The sequence below is a fragment of the Novosphingobium sp. BL-S-24 genome (genome assembly GCF_055521575.1).
In genome coordinates this window covers 58,310-79,020 of record NZ_CM145487.1, presented here as the reverse complement: position 1 = coordinate 79,020, position 20,711 = coordinate 58,310, and the positions used below count along the sequence as shown (strand labels likewise).

Below are 20,711 nucleotides of genomic sequence, written 5' to 3'. Positions count from 1 at the left end.
GAGATCATGGGGTTTACGCAGTGGAGGTTCGCCGGGGCGGGTGCGGTCGTCGCCCTGGCAATGCTATCGGTCGAAACGTACGCACAGGAACAGGAACTTGCCCCGGCGACCACTACGGTAACCGGAAACGAACAGGCACGCGCACCACAGGTAACTCCGCAGACGCCTTCACAAACCACGCAGACCCCGCAAGTGCCGCGACAGCTGGATCTGGCCGAGGCGGTGGCACTAACCCTTTCGCGGCATCCTGAAATCGCTCGCTCCAACGCCGCACTGGCGCGGGGCAAGGCCGAATTGGGCGCGGCGAAATCGGTGTGGACGCCGCAGGTCGGCTATCAGGCCAACCTTGGCCCCAACATGTTCTCGGGCCGCAATTCCTCCGGTTTGAACGAGAACATGGCCGGACCCAGCGTCTTCCTGCAACAGCAGGTCTGGGATTTCGGGCGATCGAAAGGAGAGATCGGCGCTGCTCGCTCCACCACCCGCCAGCGCGGATGGGAACTGGAATCGGTGGCAGACCAGTTGGCCGAACAGAGCGCGCTCACCTTCCTCGACGTCAAGCGGTTCGAGGATCTGTCCGCGGCGGCAAAGAAGCAGGTCGCTGACCTTGAGCGCCTGCGGTATCTGATCGGGCTGCGCGTCAACGCCGGGATTTCGGACAAGTCCGACCTGATGCTGGCCGATGTCCGCGTCGAGAGCGCGCGCGGGGAAGCGATCCAAGCCGAAACCTCGCTGGCGGTGGCGCAGGCAAACCTGCTCAACCTGATCGGCGGCATTCCCGACCGGTATGTTGACCCCGCGCCGACCATCTCCCGCTTCGAGATGGGGACGGAAGAACCCGATTACGAAAAGCTGCCCGCCGTCATCGCGGCGGCAGAGGCAGAGAACGCCGCCACGTCCCGCATCGGTCAGGCCCGCGCCGAACGCTATCCCCGGCTCGGCCTGCAACTGGGCTACACCCGCAACAACTACACCTACAACACGCGCGACAATTCGCTGGCGGCGATGGTCACGGTGACGGGCGACATCTACCGGCGCAGCAACCACTATCTGGTCGAAGCCGCGCAAGAAGACCGCCGCGCCGCCGATGCCGTGCGCGAAGTCGCCATTCTCGACGCGCGAGGCCGGGCACTGACCGCCAGGCAGGAAATCCGCGCCGGACAGCAGCGCATCTCCGCCTATACCCGGCAGGAAGAGCAGGCGATCACCGCCAGTCGCATCTTTTTCGAGGAATACAAACTGGGCAAGCGCACCCTGACCGAGCTGCTCAACACCCAGCTGGAAACATACCGCGCGGCCAGTTCGCGCATCGTCGCCGAATACGACATCATGGGCGCGCGCGTCCGGTTCGAAAATGTGAACGGGACGCTGCGATCCTCGCTCGGCCTGCCGGCGCGCCTGCGCCAGGAAGACGACATCGATGGCTGACAATCCTCCTCCTCCGCCTCACACAGTGCCCCCGATCGTGCAAAGCCCGTGGACCGCCGCCGTCGCCGCGCTGGGGTCGCTGAAAGGCGTTCCGGTGGGCGCGCCCGAGCTGGCCAAGCGCCTCTACTGGTCGGACGGGCAGGACCTCGATCAGGCGCTGATCCACGCCGCGCGACTTTCCGGCCTCGAATTCCAGATCGCCCGCATGGATCTGGATGCCGTGCCGCAGCTGATGCTGCCCGCGATCTTCGAACTCAAGGACAAGGACGTGATGATCGTCCATGCCCGCGATGCGCAGTCCGTGCAGGTCACGTCCCCCGGTCTGCGGCAGGACAACCCGATTGACATTCCGCTGGAGACCTTCCGTGAACGGATCAGCGGCCGGGTCGGCTTCGTGGAGCCGATGTCCACCAAGTCGCGCAATGCCCGGCTCGATGAATTCCTGCGCAAGCCAAGCCGATCGTGGCTGTGGGACATCATCATGGCCGACCGGCGCGGCTATGGCGAAGTCATGCTCGGTTCGGTCTTCGGCAACCTGCTGACGTTCGCCACCTCGCTGTTCGCGATGCAGGTGTGGGACCGCGTGATCCCCGCCCGGTCGATCTCGACGCTGTGGGTGCTGGCGCTGGGCACCGGCATCGCCCTGCTCATCGAACTGCTGTTGCGCACCGCGCGCGTGCAGCTGGTGGACCGCATCGGCCGCCGTGCCGACATAGCAATATCGTCGCAAGTATTCGCCCGCGCGCTCGACATTCGCAACGACGCGCGTCCCAAATCCACCGGCGCGCTGATCTCGCAACTGCGCGATATCGAACAGATCCGCGAGATGCTGACGTCGACCACGGTGTCGGCCCTGATCGACCTGCCGTTCATCGTCCTGTTCCTGATCCTGTTCGCCTTCCTTGCCGGGCCGCTGACGTACGTGCTGATCGCCGCCGCCGTGCTGATCGTGCTGCCCGGCTTCCTCCTCCAGCGCCCGCTGGGTCGACTTGCAACCGAAGGGATGCGCGAATCCGCTTTGCGCAACGCGATCCTGGTCGAATCGATCGAGCGCATCGACGAGATCAAGACCGCGCAGGCCGAGGCCCGCTTCCAGTCCTTGTGGGAACGCCTGACCCTTCTCGGCACCCGTGTCGGCGCCGAGCAGCGGTTTCTCACCGCCCTGTTCGTGAACTGGACGCAAACCCTCCAGCAACTGGCTTACACCGCCGTTGTCGTCGCCGGCGCGTTTCAGGTGATGAACGACGACATGACGATGGGCGCGCTCATCGCCTGCTCGATCCTGACGAGCCGCGCGCTGGTGCTGTTCGTGCCGTTCGGCCACATCTTCACGCGCTGGCAGAACGCCAAAGTCGCGATGACCGGGCTTGAGGAGTTGTTCCAGAAGCCGGTCGATCACGATCCCGAGCAGGGCCTGCTGCGCCGCTCCGCCCTCCTGGGCAACTACGAGATCAAAGACCTGACGTTCCGCTACGATCAGGACGGGCCGCTGGCGCTGAAAGTCGATCGCCTGTCGATCCGCGCGGGGGAGCGTATCGCGCTGCTCGGCCGGATCGGCGCGGGCAAATCCACGCTGTTGCGCCTGCTCTCGGGCCTCGCCTGGCCGGAAACCGGCGAAGTCGTGCTCGACGGCACCAACATGAAGCTGATCAACCCGGTCGATATCCGCCGCGATTCCGCCTATCTCGGGCAGGGCGCGCAGCTGTTTCTGGGCACCATCCGCGAAAACCTGATCATCGGCGCGCCGGGCGCCAGCGACGAGCAAATCCTCCACGCGCTCGCCGTGACAGGCGGCCTTTCGCTTGTCCAGAAGCAGCCGCAGGGCCTAGACCTGTTGTTGCAGGAAGGCGGTTCCGGCCTATCCGGCGGGCAGCGCCAGACCCTGCTCCTGACCCGCGCCCTGCTGCGCAACAGTAATATCCTCCTGCTCGATGAACCGTCTGCCCCGCTTGACGATATCAGCGAGCGGTCGCTGGTCGCCAACCTGGCGCAATGGCTGCGCGGGCGCACGCTGATCGTTACCACCAACCGGCCCGGCCTGCTCGACCTGGTCGATCGCATCGTGGTGATCGAAGGCGGACGGATCGCGATGGACGGACCGCGCCAGCAAGTGCTCGCCAAACTGACGACGCCCGCCGCCCCGGCCGCTCCGCCGCCAGTTGCACCGCAGGAGAGCCGGGCATGAACACATCCGCCTCACCTTCGCCGTCGGGCGGCCTCCTCCTCGATGGCCTGCGCGCCGAAGAGGAAAGCCGCTGGCTGCGTACCGTCGGCCGCCTGCGGATCATTCCGATCCTGTCGATCGGTGTGCTGGCGTTCCTGATCTGGAGCTATTTCGGCGTTCTGGACGAAGTCGCGGTCGGCCCCGGCAAAGTGACTCCGCCGTCCCGCGCGCAGATCATCCAGAGCCTGGAAGGCGGCATCGTCAACGGCATCTTCGTGCGTGAGGGCGATATCGTGCGCCCGCACCAGAAGCTGGCCACGCTCGACACCGCCCGCTTCAGCGCCCAGCTGGGCGAGGCGGAAGCCAAAGCCCGCGCGCTGGAAGCCACGGCGGCAAGGCTGGAAGCGGAAATCAGCGGCGGCAGCCCGAATTTCCCGGACGCGGTCAGGAAAACCCCCGCCCTGATCCAGCGTGAGATGGAACTGATGCGCTCACGCCGCCAGAATCTGGAAGTCGCCACCGCCAGCCTTACCCAGTCCCTGCAACTGACCCGCCGCCAGCTGGCGATGACCGAGCCGCTGGTCGAATTGGGCGCGGCCAATCAGGTCGAAATCATTCAGTTGCGCCGACAGGAAAACGAAATTCAGGCAAAACTGGATTCGCTGCGCAACCAGTACGTCATCGACGCCAGCGCCGACTATGCCAAGGCGCGCGCCGAACTCGATCAGGTGGTCGCCGTCGTCGGCGGCAGGCGCGACCAGCTGGACCGCACGACGCTCTATTCCCCGGTGCGCGGCATCGTGAAGAACCTGGAAGTCACCACGATCGGCGGCGTCATCCAGCCCGGCGGCTCGATGATGGAGATCGTGCCGCTGGAAAAGCAGCTAGTGATAGAGGCCCGCATGTCTCCGCGCGACATCGCCTTCCTGCGCCCCGGACAGCCCGCCACGGTGAAGATCACGGCCTACGATCCTTCGATCTACGGCAGCTTGGCGGGTACGGTGGACAGCATCTCTCCCGACACGCTGCAGGATGAAGTGCACCGCGACCAGGTGTACTATCGCGTCCACGTGCGCACCAATCGCGCCACGCTCCACGCCAAGAACGGCCGAGAATACGCGATCATGCCTGGCATGGTCGCGACGGTGGAGATCAAGACCGGCCGCAAGACCGTGCTCCAGTACCTGATGAAACCGATCAACAAGGCCCGCGAAGCCCTGCGCGAGCGGTGATGGTCCCGGGCAGTTGCTCTTCAGCAAGAACGCGGTGCCTCCCCGATCGACCGTGTTACGATCCAGCAACGTAATTGCGAGTGACTTGCGATAGCGTCTTTACTATGGAATGCTTCAATTGCGGCCTAAAGTTTGCTGGCGCTTTTGAGGAGTTCGATATGGCTTTACGGTATCTCGCCCCCGCCCTGCTCATGATCGCGGCGCCAGCAGCGCAGGCGCATGAGGTGTGGATTGAGCGTGACGGTAACGGCCCGGCGCGTATTTATCTGGGGGAACCGGCAGAACTGATGCCTGCTGGCGGCGATCCTGAGTTCCATCATCTTAAGGCCCCGAAGCTGCTGTCTGGCGGCAATCCTGCCCTTCAACGCAAGGCCGGTTATATTGAGGCAAGCGTTCCGGCGGGCGACGTTCGTGCCCATGACGACGCAGTTTTTGCGCCATGGGGACCGGACGACAAGAAGGAAGGCATCGCCTACTTCGCTCGCGCCGGCCGTGCCGAGGCCCGCTCTGAAATGCCGTTCGAGATCGCGCCGGTAGCCGCCGGCAGCAATCGCTTTCGCGTGATGTTGAATGGACAGCCGCTTACCGACACGGAAGTGGAGGTCATTTCACCCGACAAATGGACGAAAAAGCTGAAGACCGACTCTTCGGGCACTTTCACCGCGCCGACGCGCGGCAAGGGGCGATATCTCCTCACGGCGTCGCACAAGGATGAAGCGGGCGGCGAAACGTCGCTTGGCAAAGTTGCCGTTCTCCATCGCATTACAACGACGACATTCGCCGCTAACTGACCGACGCATTGCTGCATGGATGGGGGGTGGCTGGATCGATACGTTGCCTGGCTGCCCGCCCACTCGCGCCCTTTCAAAGCTGATATCGACCGCCGAGCCCGGTCGCAACTATTGCTGGCCAAACTATACTTACGTGACAGAATATGACGCGATCTATAGTGGCGACAAATTTGCCGACTGGAAGAACAATATCTTCATCACAAGCGCTCGTCGGGGAGAGATCAATGGCACGGGCGGCGTAGTGCGCGTGGTGATGGACGACAAGCTGCGTGAACTACGTCAGGAAACCGTTCTCGGCGACTTGCATCAACGCTTCGGATGTACGCCAAGGCCCCGACGGATTGCTCTACGCGCTAACTGACGAAGACGATAGCGTACTGCTACGTCTAAGCCCTGCGAAACGCTAAAGGCTTAATGGGCTCGAAAGCACACAATCGTGGCTGGCAGCATGTGGAGAGAGCGCAGTGATACTCTATCATGAAGTGCGTGGCTGCTCCCTCGCCGTCGATATCATCGCACGCGAGCTGGGCATTCCGCTTCATATCGAGTGGGTCGACATGCAAACGAACACCCTTTCGGATGGATGAAACTATTACCAAATCAATTCCAAAGGGACCGTCCCTACCCCCGACATCGATGGTGTTTGTTGAGGGAAGGGTCCGTTATCATGCAATATTTAGCTGACCAAAAACCTGAATCCGGTTTGATATATGCATCCGGTACGATGGAGCGATACCGTATCCTCGGCCCCGCATTAGCTATGCGTCGGCATCGGCCTGACCCTCGGGGGCGGCACTCCCCCCCCATGGCGTACGATTGGCTATGTTGCGTGCCATCGCCCGGTACTGTGCTCATCCTTCGTGACTGACGTAGCCTTCCGGCCCATGGACCGCCCTATGCTACCATGGATTAAGTTCATCAACAGACATTATACTAATACGCACTCGACGGGGTGAGGCTGAGCTGGGCACACTGAATTTGTTCTGAAATCTGTTTCCTCTACTGGTCTTTTCAATCTGGCTTCGTCACTATGTGACGCTGCTATGGGAAGACGAAGGGGCAAGTCCATGAGCAATAGATACTTTGGTTGGGCAGCTCTGCTTGCTTCCGCTTCCGTCCCGCTGGCGGCAGAGGACGCGGGCATCCCGGCGATGGGGACCGCTCAAGGTGACCTGTCGATTACTATATACAACAACGACGTGGCTTTGGTGCAGGACATTCGCACGCTTAGCCTTGGTAACGGGCGTGTGCGACAGGACTTTCCCGACGTCAGCGCGCAGATTCGGCCGGCCACGGTTTCACTTTCTGTCGCCGACGCGACGATCGTCGAGCAGAACTTTGATTATGATCTGCTATCCCCCTCCAGCCTGATGGAAAAGGCAGTTGGAGAAACGATCACGCTGATCCGCACCAATCCCGCCACGGGCGCCGAGACTCGCGAACGCGCCCGCGTGTTGGCGGTGAACGGCGGAGTTGTGCTCGACATCGGGGGACGCATCGAGGTTCTGCGTGATGATGGCCTTCCGGTTCGCGCCGTGTTCGATCGGGTGCCAGAGTCGCTTCGGGCAAGGCCCACGCTCTCGGTTACATTGGCCAGCACGCGGTCCGGTGCGCGGCCAACGACGCTTTCGTACCTCACGGGTGGTCTGCGCTGGAGTGCTGACTATGTCGCCCTGTTCGACGACAAGACCGGCAAGATCGACGTGCAGGGCTGGGTTACGTTGCAGAACAACAGCGGCACGACCTTTTCCAACGCGAAGACCCTGTTGGTCGCTGGCGACGTCGGCAGTGTGAGCGATACGAATACGTACATGCCGCAGCCGCGCCGGATGACACGCACCAGCCCAGGCGCCGAGAGCGCCGCCCGCGAGCAGCTGGGCGACTTCTATCTTTACCCCCTGACGGAGAGCACCACGATCGCCGACAAGCAGACCAAGCAGGTCAGCTTTCTGGACGTAAAGGGCGTGACTGCGAGTTCAGGCTATCGCTTCGAGAACGACTGGCTCGCCAGCGCGAACGAGGCGCGGAGCGCCCAGAGCGTTCTGAGCTTCGCCAACTCCGGCGCGGGCGGCCTCGGAGATGCGCTTCCCGCTGGAACCGTGCGCGTTTACGTCCGCGACACGCGCGGGCAACCGCAGTTCACCGGCGAGAACACCATCGGGCACACGCCGCAAGGCTCAACCATCGCTCTGCCGACAGGCGATGCCTTCGACGTGAAGGTACAGCCCGTCATGGTAACCCGCACGCGGATCAACCCAAATCGCTGGCGCACCCAGATGCGTTATCGCCTCACCAACGCACGTTCACGTGCTGTGACGGTTGAACTTGTGCAGAACGGGCTCGACTGGAGCGATACGCGCATCACTGAGGAAAACCGCAAGAGCGAGCGCCGCGATGCCGGCACCGCCGTGTGGCAGGTGCCGGTTGCGGCAAACGGGGAGGCGATGATCACCGCGACGTTCGACACGCGCTACTAATGTTCCGCCTCCATCTTGCCGTCGTCCTTGCGGCCGGAGCCTTGCCGTCAGCCGCCGTAGCGCAGGAGACGCGAATGATCGTATCGGCCGCTCCGACACGCGTCGCGCTGACCGTCTATCGCGCGGCATATTCTCGTGGCGAGATCGACCGGGGGAACCCGCGCGGCTTTGCAATGGTCACCGAAACCCGCAAGGTCCGACTGCCGCGCGGCCGTGCAGAACTTCGTTTCGAAGGCGTGGCCGAGGGCATCGTTCCGGTCAGCGCGGTGATCGAGGGGCTACCCGGCGGCACGATCGAGAAGAATCGCGATGCGCGACTACTCTCGCCTGCGTCGCTGATCGATGGAACGCTGGGCCGTGAGGTGACTCTCACTCGCACGGACAAGGCCACCGGCAAGGCGACCAGCGAGGAAGCGACCATCATCGCTGGCCCAAAACAGGGCGTCGTCCTACGCACCGCGAGGGGAATAGAGGCACTGCGATGCTCGGGGCTGCCCGAGAAACTGGCATTCGGCAGCGTTCCAAACGGCCTGTCGAGCAAGCCAGTGCTGAGCGTGACGACTGACAGCCCCTCCGCCCGCACGGTTACAGTGCGGCTCAGCTATCTTGCTTCCGGCTTCGATTGGCGCGCAAGCTATGTGGCGACACAGGCAGCCGATGGCCGTACCCTCAACCTTTTCGCGTGGTTGACGCTGGCGAACGGCAACGGACAGGCGTTTACCCAAGCCGAAGTCAACGCCGTCGCGGGCCGCCTAAACCGCGTCGGCACGCCGCAGATGCAGGCCGCGATCGAGCACCTGCGCCTGTCCTGCTTCCCCCTTGGCACGACAACGTCCAACCTCGCGTCGCGAACGGCGCCGCAGCAAGAAATCTTCGTCACCGCGCAACGGCGGTTCGAGGGTGCGCCATCCCCAATGATGGCAGCCATGGCGCCCCCTCCCCCGCCACCGCCCGCTCCTCCCCCTCCTCCCGAGTATCTGGGCGACCTCAAGCTGTACCGCGTGCCGGAACGGGTCACTGTAGCCCCGCGCGCGCAGAAGCAGGTCGCCTTGCTGGCGCGCGGAAACGTGCCGTTCGAGCGCCGCTATCGCCGGGCGGTCGTCCCCTGGCAAATGCTGGACGCCGCTCCGACAACCGTGGTGCTGGTACTGCGCAATGAACGCGCAGCGGGGCTAGGCCTTGCCCTGCCGCAAGGCACGACCACCCTTTATGCGCAAGGTGCGAATGGACGACGGCTTCTGGGCCTAGGCACGCTTACAGACCGGGCTGAAGGAGAGACCTTTAGGCTCTCTGCCGGAACAAGCACGCAAGTGCTGATAACCCAAAAGCGGCTGGCGCCGAAAGAGATGCAGTTGACGGTCTCGAACGCCAATTCCTTCCCGGTTGCAGTGGAAATCCCGATTGGCTCGCCCGGACAGAAGATCGTCGCTCAGGGTGACGATCTGCCGCAGACGGACGGAATAGCCACATGGTCACGGCCTCTCGCTGCAGGGGAAGAGGCGGAGCTGCACTTCAGCTATTGAGCCGTAGCCATCCAGACTATCTGCTGTTTTCTAGATGCGCTTTCTATTCACCACCTGGCGCATCTGCTTTTCGACGAAAAGGATAGGCAAATTGCGCCCAATAGCCCTGCGGGACCTTTTCCGGCACGCCATAGCCGCTCGGCCAGACGCCGTCAGGGAAATGATGTGTGCCGAAGAGTCGGTCGAGAAAAGGAAAGTGGATCGCGAAATTCTTGTCCACCGCCACTTCTTCTATCCCATGATGCCAGTGGTGGAAACGGGGCGTCGCCACAAACCGGCCCACCCAGTTGAGGTCGCCACCTAGATTGGCGTGCAACAGCGAAGAGTATATGTAGACGAAGCCGATATAGGCCTGCATCACCGAAGGCGAAAAGCCGAAGGTCAACAGCGGCAATGACGTGACGCTACGTAGCGCGATAATCTCGAAGAAATGCATGCGCGCCCCTGCCAGCCAATCCATCGATTTGGCCGAATGATGAACCGCGTGGAAGCCCCACAGGAACGGCACCCGATGGAAAGCGCGGTGAAACCAATATTGGGCAAGATCGGTCAACAGCACTACTTCCAGAAACTGGAGCGCCCAGGGCTGGCTCGCTACCATGGCGCGGATGCCCGCCAGCCCCCCTGTCGATGCATTGATGAACCCGGAAGGTGCAAGCGCGAGAAAGGTGATGAGCTGCACCAGCATGGAGCTGAGCAGGTAATAAAACAGGTCTTCGCGCCATTCCTGTCGAAACAGACGCTGTTCTCGACGGCGAGGGAACAGCCTCTCGATCGGCGCGAACATCAGTCCGGTGGCGATCATGTTGACGGCAAAGAAATCGACGCCGAAAAAGATGCCCCAGTCATGGGTTTCACGTGGCTGCACATCTGCTCCGCCCAGCAGCGTGGCGATGAGCGCGATTACCAGCGCGGTGGCGCCGATTGCCTTGCGCGGACGAAGCAACAGACTGAGCAACGCCAGACCATAGCCGGCGATCAGGATCAGATGCACAGCTGGACGCAGGCTATTGGACTCACGCAGCGGCGCCAGTTCGGGCATCGCGAACCAGTCGGGCCAGCGCAGCGCCGCGACGAGGCAGAGGCCCGTGACAGCCAGCAGCAGCCCGAAGAAACCCGAAAACCAGCCGCTGCCGAACCGCCGCACAGCCAGAGGAGATTGCAGATCGCGCTCCAGATTTTCGAGCCATTTCATCGTCTACTACTTCCTCTTGCAAAACCGATGCTACAGATGCGCACCAGCTGCTGACAGCGACTCCTTGACCCGCGCGATTGCCATTTCCAATGGCGCGGTTTCGCCCAAAAGGGCAAAGCTTCCGTTTAGCGCGAAGATACAATGGCCATGGACAGTCGCCACCAACGACCGCGCCAGCCGCGGTGCCCGATCGCGCGTTTCGGGAGATAGCACCGCCGCGACTTCCCTCACTACCACATCGGTCAACGCCGCGCGCCGATTGGCGAAATCTTCCGGCATTGGCATGTCGGGCGGCAGGCGATGATCGTAAATAGCGGTCCACAACGGCATATGATCTGCCGCAAAGCTGAAATATCCTTCCACTAGCGCCGAGATGCGATCCGTTGATGGCCGGGCAAGCCGCTCTTCAAGATGTGCGGCCCATTGTTCGAACGTGCGCGTATTGATCGCCACAATGAGCCGATCGTAACTGCCGAACACGTTGTACAGCGTCCCCACGGCATACCCAATGCGTTTCGCTACTTCGCGCGCGGAGAAGCGAGCGAAGCCCACCTCCGCCATATGGCGGTGCCCCTCCGCCAAAATCAACGCTTCCAGTTCGTCACGACTATGATCGGATCGTCTGCCCATGCCGCCGTTCTAGAAATTCAATTGAACACTGTCTAATATTTTAATTGAACACTGTCTAATTAAGGTCTATTCCATCCCGACCAACTGGAGAATGAGACATGCTGGTGACGGTGGTCCTGATCGTGCTGGGGGTCGTGTTGCTAAACACTCGATCCCGGATGAAACAGCTTGAGACGAGGTTTTCGCTGATCGAGATGGAGGCGCAGCAGGCCCGATCCGACCCCGGTCCACCCCCTGTGATGACGGCGCCGCGTGCCAATGTTCCCGCCGTTGCACGCACCACACCGATCACCCGGACTGCTGGTGCGGAAACATTTGCGCCGCCTCCTATCCTCCCTACGCTTGCTGCCGCGCAGGAACCTCTCCCCGCGCGCGAACCCACTGCGACCAGTGAGACTGACATGCCCGCCCGTCCGGGCTTCGCGTTCGAAGATTTGTTCGGCCGTCGCTTGCCGATCTGGACGGGCGGCATCACGCTGGCGGTGGCGGGCGTATTGCTCGTCAAATATTCGATCGACACTGGCCTTTTATCACCGATCGTGCGCGTGCTGCTGGGCCTGCTGTTCGGTGGCGGCCTGATCGCCACAGCGGAAGGCGCATTGCGGCAGGAGGAACGCCTGCGCGATCCACGGGTGCGTCAGGCGCTGGCGGGCGCCGGCATCGCCACGCTGTATGCGGCCATCCTGACCGCCGCCAATCTTTATCATCTCATAGGCCCGGCGACTGCTTTTGTCGGCTTGGCCACCGTGACCGGGCTCGCACTTGCTCTATCACTACGCTTCGGCGCGCCGAGCGCATTGCTGGGGCTGGTTGGCGGCCTCGCCACCCCTGCACTCGCCGGGTCGACCGAACCTAATGTGCCGTTGTTGTCCTGCTATCTCGCGCTCTCGATTGGTGGGCTGTGCGCTTTGTCCCGCAGCCAACGCTGGATGTGGCTGGGTGTCGGCGCGCTGATCGGCGGGGCCGGCTGGGGCAGCCTGCTGATCCTGAACGGCGCGCTCGATGTCGCGGCCGCGCTCTCCGTTGGCCTCTTGATCCTGGCACTGGGCATCGGTTTCCCACTGCTCGCCTTCTCCGGCAACCGCGCCGCCCTGATCCGCGGAGTGTCCGCAATTGTGGCTGCAGCACAGATGGCCGCACTGGTGGCGAGCGGTGGCTTCGCGCCGCTTCACTGGGCCTTGTACGGCCTGCTATCGATCGCATTCATCTGGCTCAGCGGCCGCGAGGCCGCCTTCCGTCGCCTGGTCCCGGTGGGCCTCGCCGTTGCGCTGCTGCTCGCAGGGGCGTGGCCATCACCGTCACCGCTGGCCTTGACTTTTGCGATCTTGGGAACCGCTGTCATCTATGGCGGCGCCGCGCTGTGGCGGCTGTGGCGTCCGGCCGGCGGCCTGATCGAAGCGGGTCAGGCCTTGGCGATAGCGCTGGGCGGACTGGCTGTCGCCGCCGTCCATTTCTACCGCGCTACGCCCGTAGACGACATCCATTTTGCCCTGATCGCGCTGGTCGCCAGTTCCCTGCCGCTATCGGCCATGGCGCTCGGCTGGCGTCATCTGGACCGCAAAAACGATCTGCGCTTCGTGGTCCTCGCAACAGGTTCGGCAGTACTGCTGGTCCTGGCGGGCGCGTTCGGCCTGCCAGGCTGGATGGCGCCGGTCACGCTCGCACTGGTCGGCGCGGCGCTGCTGATGTTGTCTGAAAAGGCGCAGGACCATCGCGTTGAATATAGCGGCTGGGCCTTTACCTTCGTCGCTCTCATTTCACTGATCATAGGACATCGCGGCTTGGACGAAAGCCTGCGGCTGATCGGCAATGCCCAGTCCGTCGCCCCACTTCCCGCCCTGCTGCGCTGGTGTATGGTCACAGCCGTCGCGGGCCTCTTCGCCTGGCGCGCACGCTTTGCCAAAGGACGCGTCGTGGCGCAGGTCGCTGCCGCCATCACCGCCTATGGCGCCGTGGCTCAAATCGTTCCTTCGCTCTGGCTCGGGCCGATCGCCGCTTTGTCACTGCTTCTTTTGGCTCGATCCAAGCGCCGCCCTTTGCCGCAACCACTGCTGCCAGCTATGGCAACGATGCTGGTCGTTGTCCTGCTGTGGGCGGCATGGCCGCTACTCGGCTGGAGCGGACAAGGCCTGTTATCGCTGGTCGGCCGGCCGATGCTCGCAAACAACCCACCTGATATGCCGGAAACGCTGCGCCGCCTCGCACTGCCCGCTGCGCTCCTTGCGCTGGCGATGTGGCGGGGCCGTTTCGATGGGTTCGCGCGGCGAACCGGCATCGCCGCCGCATCGTTGATGGGCGCGGTGGCCATACACATCGGGTACAAGCAACTCTTCTGCATTACGACCGATGCCGACATGATCCACGCCGGACTTGCCGAACGCGCTTTGTGGGAAGCACTGTTGCTCGGTGCCGGCTGGTCGCTGTGGCATTTCGCACAACGCCCTAAGGCTGCTTTGGGCTTGATCGGCGCCGCGCTCGCGCACGGTGTATTCTACAGCTTGTTGCTGCACAATCCGCTCTGGGCCACGCAGGCAGTGGGCAGCATCCCGCTGCTGACGCTCCTGCTCCCAGCGTTCGCGCTGCCCTTTGCCGCGTTCACATTGACGCGCCGGATTGCGCCGGATTTGACTGTCCGTTTCGACCGTCCGATCCAAGGTGCGCAGATGCTACTGATCGTCTTCTTCGCCTACAGCGTCCTGCGCCAGCTGTTCGAAGGATCCCTGCTCAACGGTCCGCATCTGGAGATGGGCGAGGATATCGGACGGTCGGTGCTGGCCATTGGCCTTGCCATCGGGTTTCTGCTGCGTGGCATCCGCATCGGCAATCGGGACTGGCGCATCGCGTCCCTGCTGCTGATGCTGGGGGCCGTCGCCAAGGTCTTCCTGTTCGACGCGGCGGGCCTGACCGGATTGCTGCGCATCGCATCCTTCCTCGCGCTCGGCTTCAGCCTGATCGGCATCGGCTGGCTCTACAGCCGCCAGCTCAAAAGCGATGCCGATTAACGTCCCGTCTATACTTCCCGCCTATCGCTCTCATCCACGGGGGTTCCAAATCATGTCTGCGCCTGATCTGTCACTGTTGGGAAAACGTCGCTTCGCGCCATTGTTCGTCGTCCAGTTCCTGGGCGCGTTCAACGACAATTTGCTGAAGTTCGCATTGCTTTTCCTCGCTAATTTCGTGCTGTTCCGTACCGAGCCGGAAAAGGCTGGACTCCTGGCTACGATCGCCACGGGCCTGTTCATCCTGCCCTATTTCCTCTTTTCCGCCATCGCCGGGCAGATTGCTGACGCATGGGACAAGGCGAAGCTGGTGCGCGCGGTGAAGGCAGCGGAAATTGGCATTATGACCCTCGCGCTCATCGGCTTCCACCTTCAATCAGTGCCGCTGCTGCTGGGTTGCCTCTTCCTGATGGGGCTTCATTCGACCATTTTCGGACCGGTCAAATTTTCGATCCTTCCCCAACATCTGAAACAGCACGAACTGATGGGCGGGACCGGACTGATTGAAGCAGGCACCTTCCTTGCCATATTAGGGGGTCAGTTGCTGGCCGGGGTCATCCCCGCGATGGCCGCTGGTCTGGCTGCCGTGGGCATCGCGATACTGGGGTTTCTCTGCAGCCTGGCCGTTCCGGCCGCTCCACCGGTCGCACCGGGACTGAAGGTCGATCGCAATATCTTCCGCAGCACCTGGCAGATATTGAAAGCTGCCCGCCATGGTCGCGGCGTATGGCTTTCCATCTTGGGAATCAGCTGGTTCTTCGCGGTCGGCGCGGTCCTCCTGTCCGAATTTGCGCCTCTGGTCAGCGGCGTGCTGCATGCACGGCAGGAAGTCGCCACCCTCTTCCTGCTCGTTTTCTCGCTCAGCGTCGCACTCGGCTCCCTGCTCGTCAATCGCCTGCTGGCGGGTGAAGTGTCCGCCCGATTCGTGCCGGTGTCGGCGCTGGCGCTGGCCGGCTTTATGATCGACCTATGGCTCGCGACGCGCAGCTATGGTCCCGGCATACCTGACGCAAACATCGCAACGTTCGTGGCTTCTTCGAGCAGTTGGCGCATACTCATCGACTTGTTTGGCATCGCTTTTGCCGGGGGCATGTTCATCGTGCCTCTATATGCCATCCTCCAGACCCATGCCCCGCGCGAAGAACGTTCGCGCACAATAGCCGCCAATAATATCGTCAATGCCGCCGTCAGTGTCGTCGTGGTGGTGATAGTTACGCTGATGCTGGCGCGCGGCGAGAGCGTTCCTGGTGTCATCGGCGCAATGGGATTTGCCACGCTGACGATCGCACTCATTTCCTGCTGGCTGCTGCCCGAAACTATGATCAAGGCGATTTTCCGCGGCATATTGCGGCTGCTTTATCGGGTCGAAGTAACAGGAACCGAGAACATGCCTGCGGCCGGATCGCCAGCCGTGGTGGTGGTCAATCACGTCTCCTTCCTCGACGGATTGCTGTTGGCTGCCTTTCTCCCTGGCAAGCCAACTTTCGCAGTCCACACCCACATTGCCAAGGCTTGGTGGATAAAGCCATTCCTGTCGCTGTTCGATGCCTTTCCGGTGGATCCGACCAATCCCATGGCAGCAAAAGCCATGGTTAAAGCGGTTCGTGAAGGACGGACGCTGGTGATTTTTCCCGAAGGCCGCATCACCGTCACCGGGGCCTTGATGAAAGTGTTCGACGGCCCCGGCATGGTTGCCGACAAAGCCGATGCGCCTATTATCCCCGTCCGCATTGATGGCGCGCAATATACGCCCTTCTCCCGCTTGCGAGGTAAGGTACGGCTGCGCAGCTTCCCCAAGATCCGCCTGACAGTGCTCTCGCCACGCCGCTTTGCAATCGAGGGCGAAATGACCGCTCGTGCCCGCCGCGCGATTGCAGGACGCCGTCTCTACGATGAGATGAGCGCTATGATCTTCGCCACGTCGAACAGCGACGAAACGCTTTTCGAGGCGCTGCTGGAGGCGCGGCATATCCATGGCGGCAGGGCGGCGGTTATCGAAGACATCAAGCGCGAGCCGATGTCTTACGATCGACTGGTCGTTGGCAGTCTGGCGTTGGGTCGGCCACTTGCCGCCGCGACCCGACAGGGAGAAGCAGTCGGTGTGCTGCTGCCCAATGTCTCGGCAGTGGTGGCAACGTTCTTCGCACTGCAGGCTCATGGCAGAGTCCCCGCGATGCTCAACTACACGGCGGGCCTTGCCAATCTGAAAGCCGCCTGCACCGCCGCCCAGGTTCGCACGATCATTACAGCCCACGCATTCGTTACCCAAGCCAAGCTGGGTGACATCGTCGCCGCGCTGGAGGCAGAGGGCATTCGCATCCTCTGGCTGGAGGAGATCGGGGCGGCCATCGGCATCGGAGCGAAAGCGCGCGCCTGGATCGCTGGCCGCTTCGCCGGACACCATCATAAGCGTCTGCGTATCGCCCCGGACGCGCCCGCCGTCATCCTCTTTACCAGCGGTTCGGAAGGTTTGCCAAAAGGGGTCGCCCTGACTCACCGCAATCTGCTGTCGAATTGCCGACAGCTCGCCGCGCGGATCGATTTCAACACGGCAGATACGGTGCTGAATGCGCTGCCGGTGTTCCATAGCTTTGGCCTGACCGGCGGCACGCTGCTGCCGCTCCTGCATGGGGTAAAAACCCTCCTCTACCCAAGCCCGCTCCACTACAGGATTGTCCCCGCGCTTGCCTATGATAGCAATGCGACGATCCTGTTCGGCACCGATACGTTCCTGTCAGGCTATGCAAGGATGGCCCATAACTACGATTTCTATTCGGTGCGCTACATCTTTGCCGGCGCTGAGCGCGTGCGTGACGAAACCCGCAAAGCCTATGCGGAGAAGTTCGGCCTGCGCATTCTTGAAGGCTATGGCGCGACCGAAGCTGGCCCCGTGATCGCGGTCAATACGCCGATGCATTTCCGCGCTGGCACCGTCGGCCGTTTGCTGCCGGGCATCGAACAACAGTTGAATGACGTCCCCGGCATCGCCGAAGGTGGACGCTTGTCGATCCGCGGTCCCAATATCATGGCGGGCTATATGAAGGCAGATGCGCCGGGTCTCCTGCAACCGCCCGAGGGCGGATGGCACGACACCGGCGACATCGTTACGATCGATGCTGATGGGTTCGTCACTATTCGTGGTCGCGCCAAGCGCTTCGCCAAGATTGGCGGCGAAATGATTTCGCTCCCCGCCGTAGAAGGCTACGCTTCGGCACTGTGGCCCGATGCCGAACATGCCGTCGTCACGCGCGCCGATGCACGGAAAGGCGAACAACTGGTTCTCTTCACCACGCGCAAAGGCGCTAAGTCAGGCGATCTCCAAGCCTGGGGCCGTTCGAACGGGATCACCGAGCTGGCCATTCCCCGTGACATTCGCGAAGTCGATGCGCTCCCGGTGCTGGGTACAGGCAAGCTGGATTATGTAACGATGGGGGTAATGGCAGTGGCATGAATATCGCCATCCCGCTGGCGATCAGACATGCACGTCCTTTCGGTTTCGCCAGGCATTTCGGCCTTTAGTTGGCGACCTCCGGGGGTAACCCATTTCAGTCTTCCAAAACAAAGTCCTGGTCGTGCAGGCGGACCTTTCATGCTTGCGGTTTCGTACAAACCTTGATCAGGACCACGCTCCCTTCCTACCGTGTTCCCGCATGGCCTCGATGAAGGCTCGAACCGCAGGCATGGCCGCCCTACCGGGATCGTAAAGAAGGCTGACCGGCATGGCCGGTAAGGCATGATCCGCGAGCACTTCAACCAATTTCCCGTTCGCAATGCACTCAGCCGATTGATAGCTTAGTACACTGGCAAGCCCCACGCCCGCTTCAGCGGCAGCGATCGTTGCATCGATGCTGTTGACGGTCAGGCGGGGAACTACCTCCGTGATCGTCTCGCCGCGCGCACCGAACCGCCATGTGCTGCCGACACGCACTCCGCTGCCCACAATACAACGATGGCTGGCAAGTTCGGCAGGATCAGCGGGCATCCCATGTTCGGCAAGATAAGCCGGACTGGCCACGATTGTCTGCCGAACCGAGCCGATCGTCACGACACGCAACGTGCTGTCGGCCAAGGCTCCAATCCGCACCGCCACGTCGATACCTTCTTCGATGATGCGGACATTGCGATCAATCAGCATCATGCGCGCGTTGAGACCTTCGTGGCTCGCCAGCAGCGTATTGATGACGGGTAGAACATGCAGGCGCCCGAACATCACCGGTGCTGTGACGTAAAGTTGCCCGCGTGGAACGGATCGTCCGCCCATCGTAGTCTGCTCTGCTTCACGCAGGTCAGCGAGTATGCGCCGCGCCCTGTCCAGCAATGCCGCGCCCTCGTCCGTCAGGGACACCGCCCGCGTCGACCGATGGAACAACGTCACGTCAAGATGCCGCTCCAGCGCAGCGACCGCGCGCGTCACTGCCGGCGGCGACATATTCAGTGCTCTCGCTGCTGCCGCGAAACCGCGCTGCTCAGCGACGGCAACGAACACGGAGAGACTTTCAAAGCGGTCCATTATTCCTCAAAGTGAAATAGTGAACGTCACTCATCGACGATTATCGCAGCAAGGGCAAAGAGCTATATATCTTCCATGGCTCAGACCTTTCTCCATACCCTCTTCGGTCCCGGCGCCCGCGCCATGCAGGCAGCGGCTGGATCGCGGGCGTCCTATGCCCGCATGGAAGCGGGCGCGGGGCCGGTCGACCTGCTGACGACGCGCGAACTGGATTTCATCGCCGGGCGCGACAGTTTCTACATGGCCAGCATTTCAGAGGATGGCTGGCCCTATGTCCAGCATCGTGGTGGACCGACAGGATTCCTCCGCCATATCGAGGGAAATCGAATAGGATTCGCCGATTATCGTGGCAACCGGCAATATCTCTCCGCTGCGCATCTTGCTGCCGACAATCGTGTCGCGCTGTTCTTGATGGACTATCCGAATCGCCGCCGCCTCAAGATCATCGGCCATGCTCATTCCAGCGAGGATCCAGAGGACATCGCTGCACTTATGCCGCCCAGCTATGCTGCTGAGCCTGAGCGTGGGTTCCTGATCGACGTCATCGGGTTCGACTGGAACTGCCCTCAACATATCACGCCGCGCTTCACCGAGACGGAGGTGCGAAACGCTTCCCAACCCCTCGTTGACGAGATCGCAGCGCTTCGTGCCCGCATTGCTCAACTTGAAGGAACAGCATCATGACCCGCAAACTCACTCAAGGCGTCCATCATGTCGGCCTTACCGTACCCGACCTCGATCAGGCGCGCGCCTTCTTCTGTGGCACACTGGGTTTCGACGAGGTGGGTGGCGTTCCCGACTATCCCTCCATTTTCGTGTCTGACGGAGCGATCTTGCTGACATTGTGGCGCGCAGCAGACCCGCTTACTGCTCGGGCCTTCGATCGACGCGCCAACATCGGCCTCCATCACCTCTCGCTGTCGGTCATCGATGATGCCGCGCTGGAGGCGGCTTGGGAGGCGGTCACGGCGCATCCCGAGGTGGTGGTCGATGCAGCGCCCGGTCTCATCGGCCCAAGCTCATCGACCCGGCACTTCCTCATCTTCATTCCCGGCGGCATTCGTCTTGAGTTTGCCACACCCTTTGTCTGAAAGGATTTTTCACGATGTCGCGACCGCCCTTCCCACCTTTCACCTATGAGACCGCATTGCAAAAGGTTCGCGCTGCCGAGGATGGCTGGAACAGCCGCGATCCCGCACGGGTGGCGCTTGCTTACACCCAGGACAGCCGGTGGCGGAACCGGTCCGACTTCCTTCAGGGGCGGGATGCTATCGTCACGTTCCTGACCGCGAAATGGAACCGCGAGTTGGACTATCGGCTGATCAAGGGTCTTTGGGCCCATGACGGTAACAGGATCGCAGTGCGTTTTGCTTATGAGTGGCATGATGGTGCAGGTGCTTGGTATCGCTCTTATGGCAATGAGAACTGGGAGTTTGCGACCGATGGCCTGATGGCGCGGCGGATCGCGAGCATAAACGACCTACCGATTTCCGAGGCAGAGCGCCTCTTCCGCTGGCCGCTCGGACGACGCCCGGACGATCACCCCGGATTGGAAGAGCTGGGACTTTAGCGTCCAGAACCGCATACACGGGCCAACGCCGTCGATGAGTTCGTCCCCCCATGCGCAGTGCAGGTCGAAAGCTATTGGTTCATGCTGGGCATTCAGCTGGCTATTATCGATGCCCAAAAGCAGCAGTCCCTGTTGATTAATATACGAAGCCGACTCAAACAGCCTGCATTGCCTCAGCGCCAAGAAAAGCTA

At 62.0% G+C, this 20,711-nt stretch carries 16 protein-coding genes; 13 read left to right on the top strand and 3 right to left on the bottom strand.

The annotated features are described in order from the left end of the window. The first annotated feature begins 6 nt into the window (after window positions 1-6). The 8 genes from ACZ1JM_RS00310 (at window position 7) to ACZ1JM_RS00275 (ending at window position 9,615) form a co-directional block, all read left to right on the top strand. On the top strand, window positions 7-1,428 hold the full coding sequence (locus ACZ1JM_RS00310; protein WP_465132113.1) for a TolC family protein: 1,422 nt from the start codon (window positions 7-9) through the stop codon (window positions 1,426-1,428). Next, the gene (locus tag ACZ1JM_RS00305) at window positions 1,421-3,613 is read left to right on the top strand and encodes a type I secretion system permease/ATPase (RefSeq protein WP_465132112.1); all 2,193 of its coding nucleotides are present in this window, start codon (window positions 1,421-1,423) and stop codon (window positions 3,611-3,613) included. Before ACZ1JM_RS00310 ends, ACZ1JM_RS00305 begins: the two co-directional genes overlap by 8 nt. Next, window positions 3,610-4,824 carry an HlyD family type I secretion periplasmic adaptor subunit gene (locus tag ACZ1JM_RS00300; RefSeq protein ID WP_465132111.1) on the top strand — a complete coding sequence of 405 codons (1,215 nt, stop codon included), beginning with the start codon at window positions 3,610-3,612 and terminating at the stop codon, window positions 4,822-4,824. Before ACZ1JM_RS00305 ends, ACZ1JM_RS00300 begins: the two co-directional genes overlap by 4 nt. 158 nt (window positions 4,825-4,982) lie before the next feature. Next, window positions 4,983-5,615, top strand: coding sequence for a DUF4198 domain-containing protein (locus ACZ1JM_RS00295; RefSeq protein WP_465132110.1), 633 nt, complete (start codon window positions 4,983-4,985; stop codon window positions 5,613-5,615). Between the two features lie 19 nt (window positions 5,616-5,634). Continuing rightward, on the top strand, window positions 5,635-5,976 hold the full coding sequence (locus tag ACZ1JM_RS00290; protein WP_465132109.1) for a hypothetical protein: 342 nt from the start codon (window positions 5,635-5,637) through the stop codon (window positions 5,974-5,976). Window positions 5,977-6,079: 103 nt separating this feature from the next. Further along, window positions 6,080-6,202: a thioredoxin domain-containing protein gene (locus ACZ1JM_RS00285; protein ID WP_465132108.1), complete on the top strand. Its 123-nt coding sequence runs from the start codon at window positions 6,080-6,082 to the stop codon at window positions 6,200-6,202. Between the two features lie 480 nt (window positions 6,203-6,682). Beyond that, window positions 6,683-8,092 carry a DUF4139 domain-containing protein gene (locus tag ACZ1JM_RS00280; RefSeq protein WP_465132107.1) on the top strand — a complete coding sequence of 470 codons (1,410 nt, stop codon included), beginning with the start codon at window positions 6,683-6,685 and terminating at the stop codon, window positions 8,090-8,092. Continuing rightward, window positions 8,092-9,615, top strand: coding sequence for a DUF4139 domain-containing protein (locus ACZ1JM_RS00275; protein ID WP_465132106.1), 1,524 nt, complete (start codon window positions 8,092-8,094; stop codon window positions 9,613-9,615). Before ACZ1JM_RS00280 ends, ACZ1JM_RS00275 begins: the two co-directional genes overlap by 1 nt. A 43-nt stretch (window positions 9,616-9,658) precedes the next feature. On the opposite strand, the gene ACZ1JM_RS00270 is transcribed toward ACZ1JM_RS00275, so the two are convergent. Both ACZ1JM_RS00270 and ACZ1JM_RS00265 read right to left on the bottom strand, forming a co-directional pair. Beyond that, on the bottom strand, window positions 9,659-10,810 hold the full coding sequence (locus ACZ1JM_RS00270) for a sterol desaturase family protein (RefSeq protein ID WP_465132105.1): 1,152 nt from the start codon (window positions 10,808-10,810) through the stop codon (window positions 9,659-9,661). A gap of 30 nt (window positions 10,811-10,840) precedes the next feature. Next, on the bottom strand, window positions 10,841-11,440 hold the full coding sequence (locus ACZ1JM_RS00265; protein ID WP_465132104.1) for a TetR/AcrR family transcriptional regulator: 600 nt from the start codon (window positions 11,438-11,440) through the stop codon (window positions 10,841-10,843). Window positions 11,441-11,538: 98 nt separating this feature from the next. On the opposite strand from ACZ1JM_RS00265, the gene ACZ1JM_RS00260 reads away from it, so the two are divergent. Next, window positions 11,539-14,442 carry a DUF2339 domain-containing protein gene (locus ACZ1JM_RS00260; RefSeq protein WP_465132103.1) on the top strand — a complete coding sequence of 968 codons (2,904 nt, stop codon included), beginning with the start codon at window positions 11,539-11,541 and terminating at the stop codon, window positions 14,440-14,442. Between the two features lie 52 nt (window positions 14,443-14,494). Further along, the gene (locus ACZ1JM_RS00255; RefSeq protein WP_465132102.1) at window positions 14,495-17,890 is read left to right on the top strand and encodes an acyl-[ACP]--phospholipid O-acyltransferase; all 3,396 of its coding nucleotides are present in this window, start codon (window positions 14,495-14,497) and stop codon (window positions 17,888-17,890) included. Window positions 17,891-18,055: 165 nt separating this feature from the next. Here ACZ1JM_RS00255 and ACZ1JM_RS00250 read toward each other — a convergent pair whose 3' ends face one another. Continuing rightward, window positions 18,056-18,949, bottom strand: a complete 894-nt coding sequence (locus ACZ1JM_RS00250; protein ID WP_465132101.1) for a LysR family transcriptional regulator — start codon at window positions 18,947-18,949, stop codon at window positions 18,056-18,058. A gap of 75 nt (window positions 18,950-19,024) precedes the next feature. Between ACZ1JM_RS00250 and ACZ1JM_RS00245 the strand changes: the two genes are divergently transcribed. Genes ACZ1JM_RS00245 through ACZ1JM_RS00235 form a run of 3 tightly spaced genes read left to right on the top strand, consistent with a single transcriptional unit; the run spans window position 19,025 to window position 20,519 of the window. Beyond that, window positions 19,025-19,633: a pyridoxamine 5'-phosphate oxidase family protein gene (locus ACZ1JM_RS00245; protein ID WP_465132100.1), complete on the top strand. Its 609-nt coding sequence runs from the start codon at window positions 19,025-19,027 to the stop codon at window positions 19,631-19,633. Further along, window positions 19,630-20,040, top strand: a complete 411-nt coding sequence (locus ACZ1JM_RS00240) for a VOC family protein (RefSeq protein ID WP_465132099.1) — start codon at window positions 19,630-19,632, stop codon at window positions 20,038-20,040. The genes ACZ1JM_RS00245 and ACZ1JM_RS00240 overlap by 4 nt, the downstream gene beginning before the upstream one ends. Window positions 20,041-20,054: 14 nt before the next feature. After that, the gene (locus ACZ1JM_RS00235) at window positions 20,055-20,519 is read left to right on the top strand and encodes a nuclear transport factor 2 family protein (RefSeq protein WP_465132098.1); all 465 of its coding nucleotides are present in this window, start codon (window positions 20,055-20,057) and stop codon (window positions 20,517-20,519) included. Window positions 20,520-20,711 lie beyond the last annotated feature (192 nt).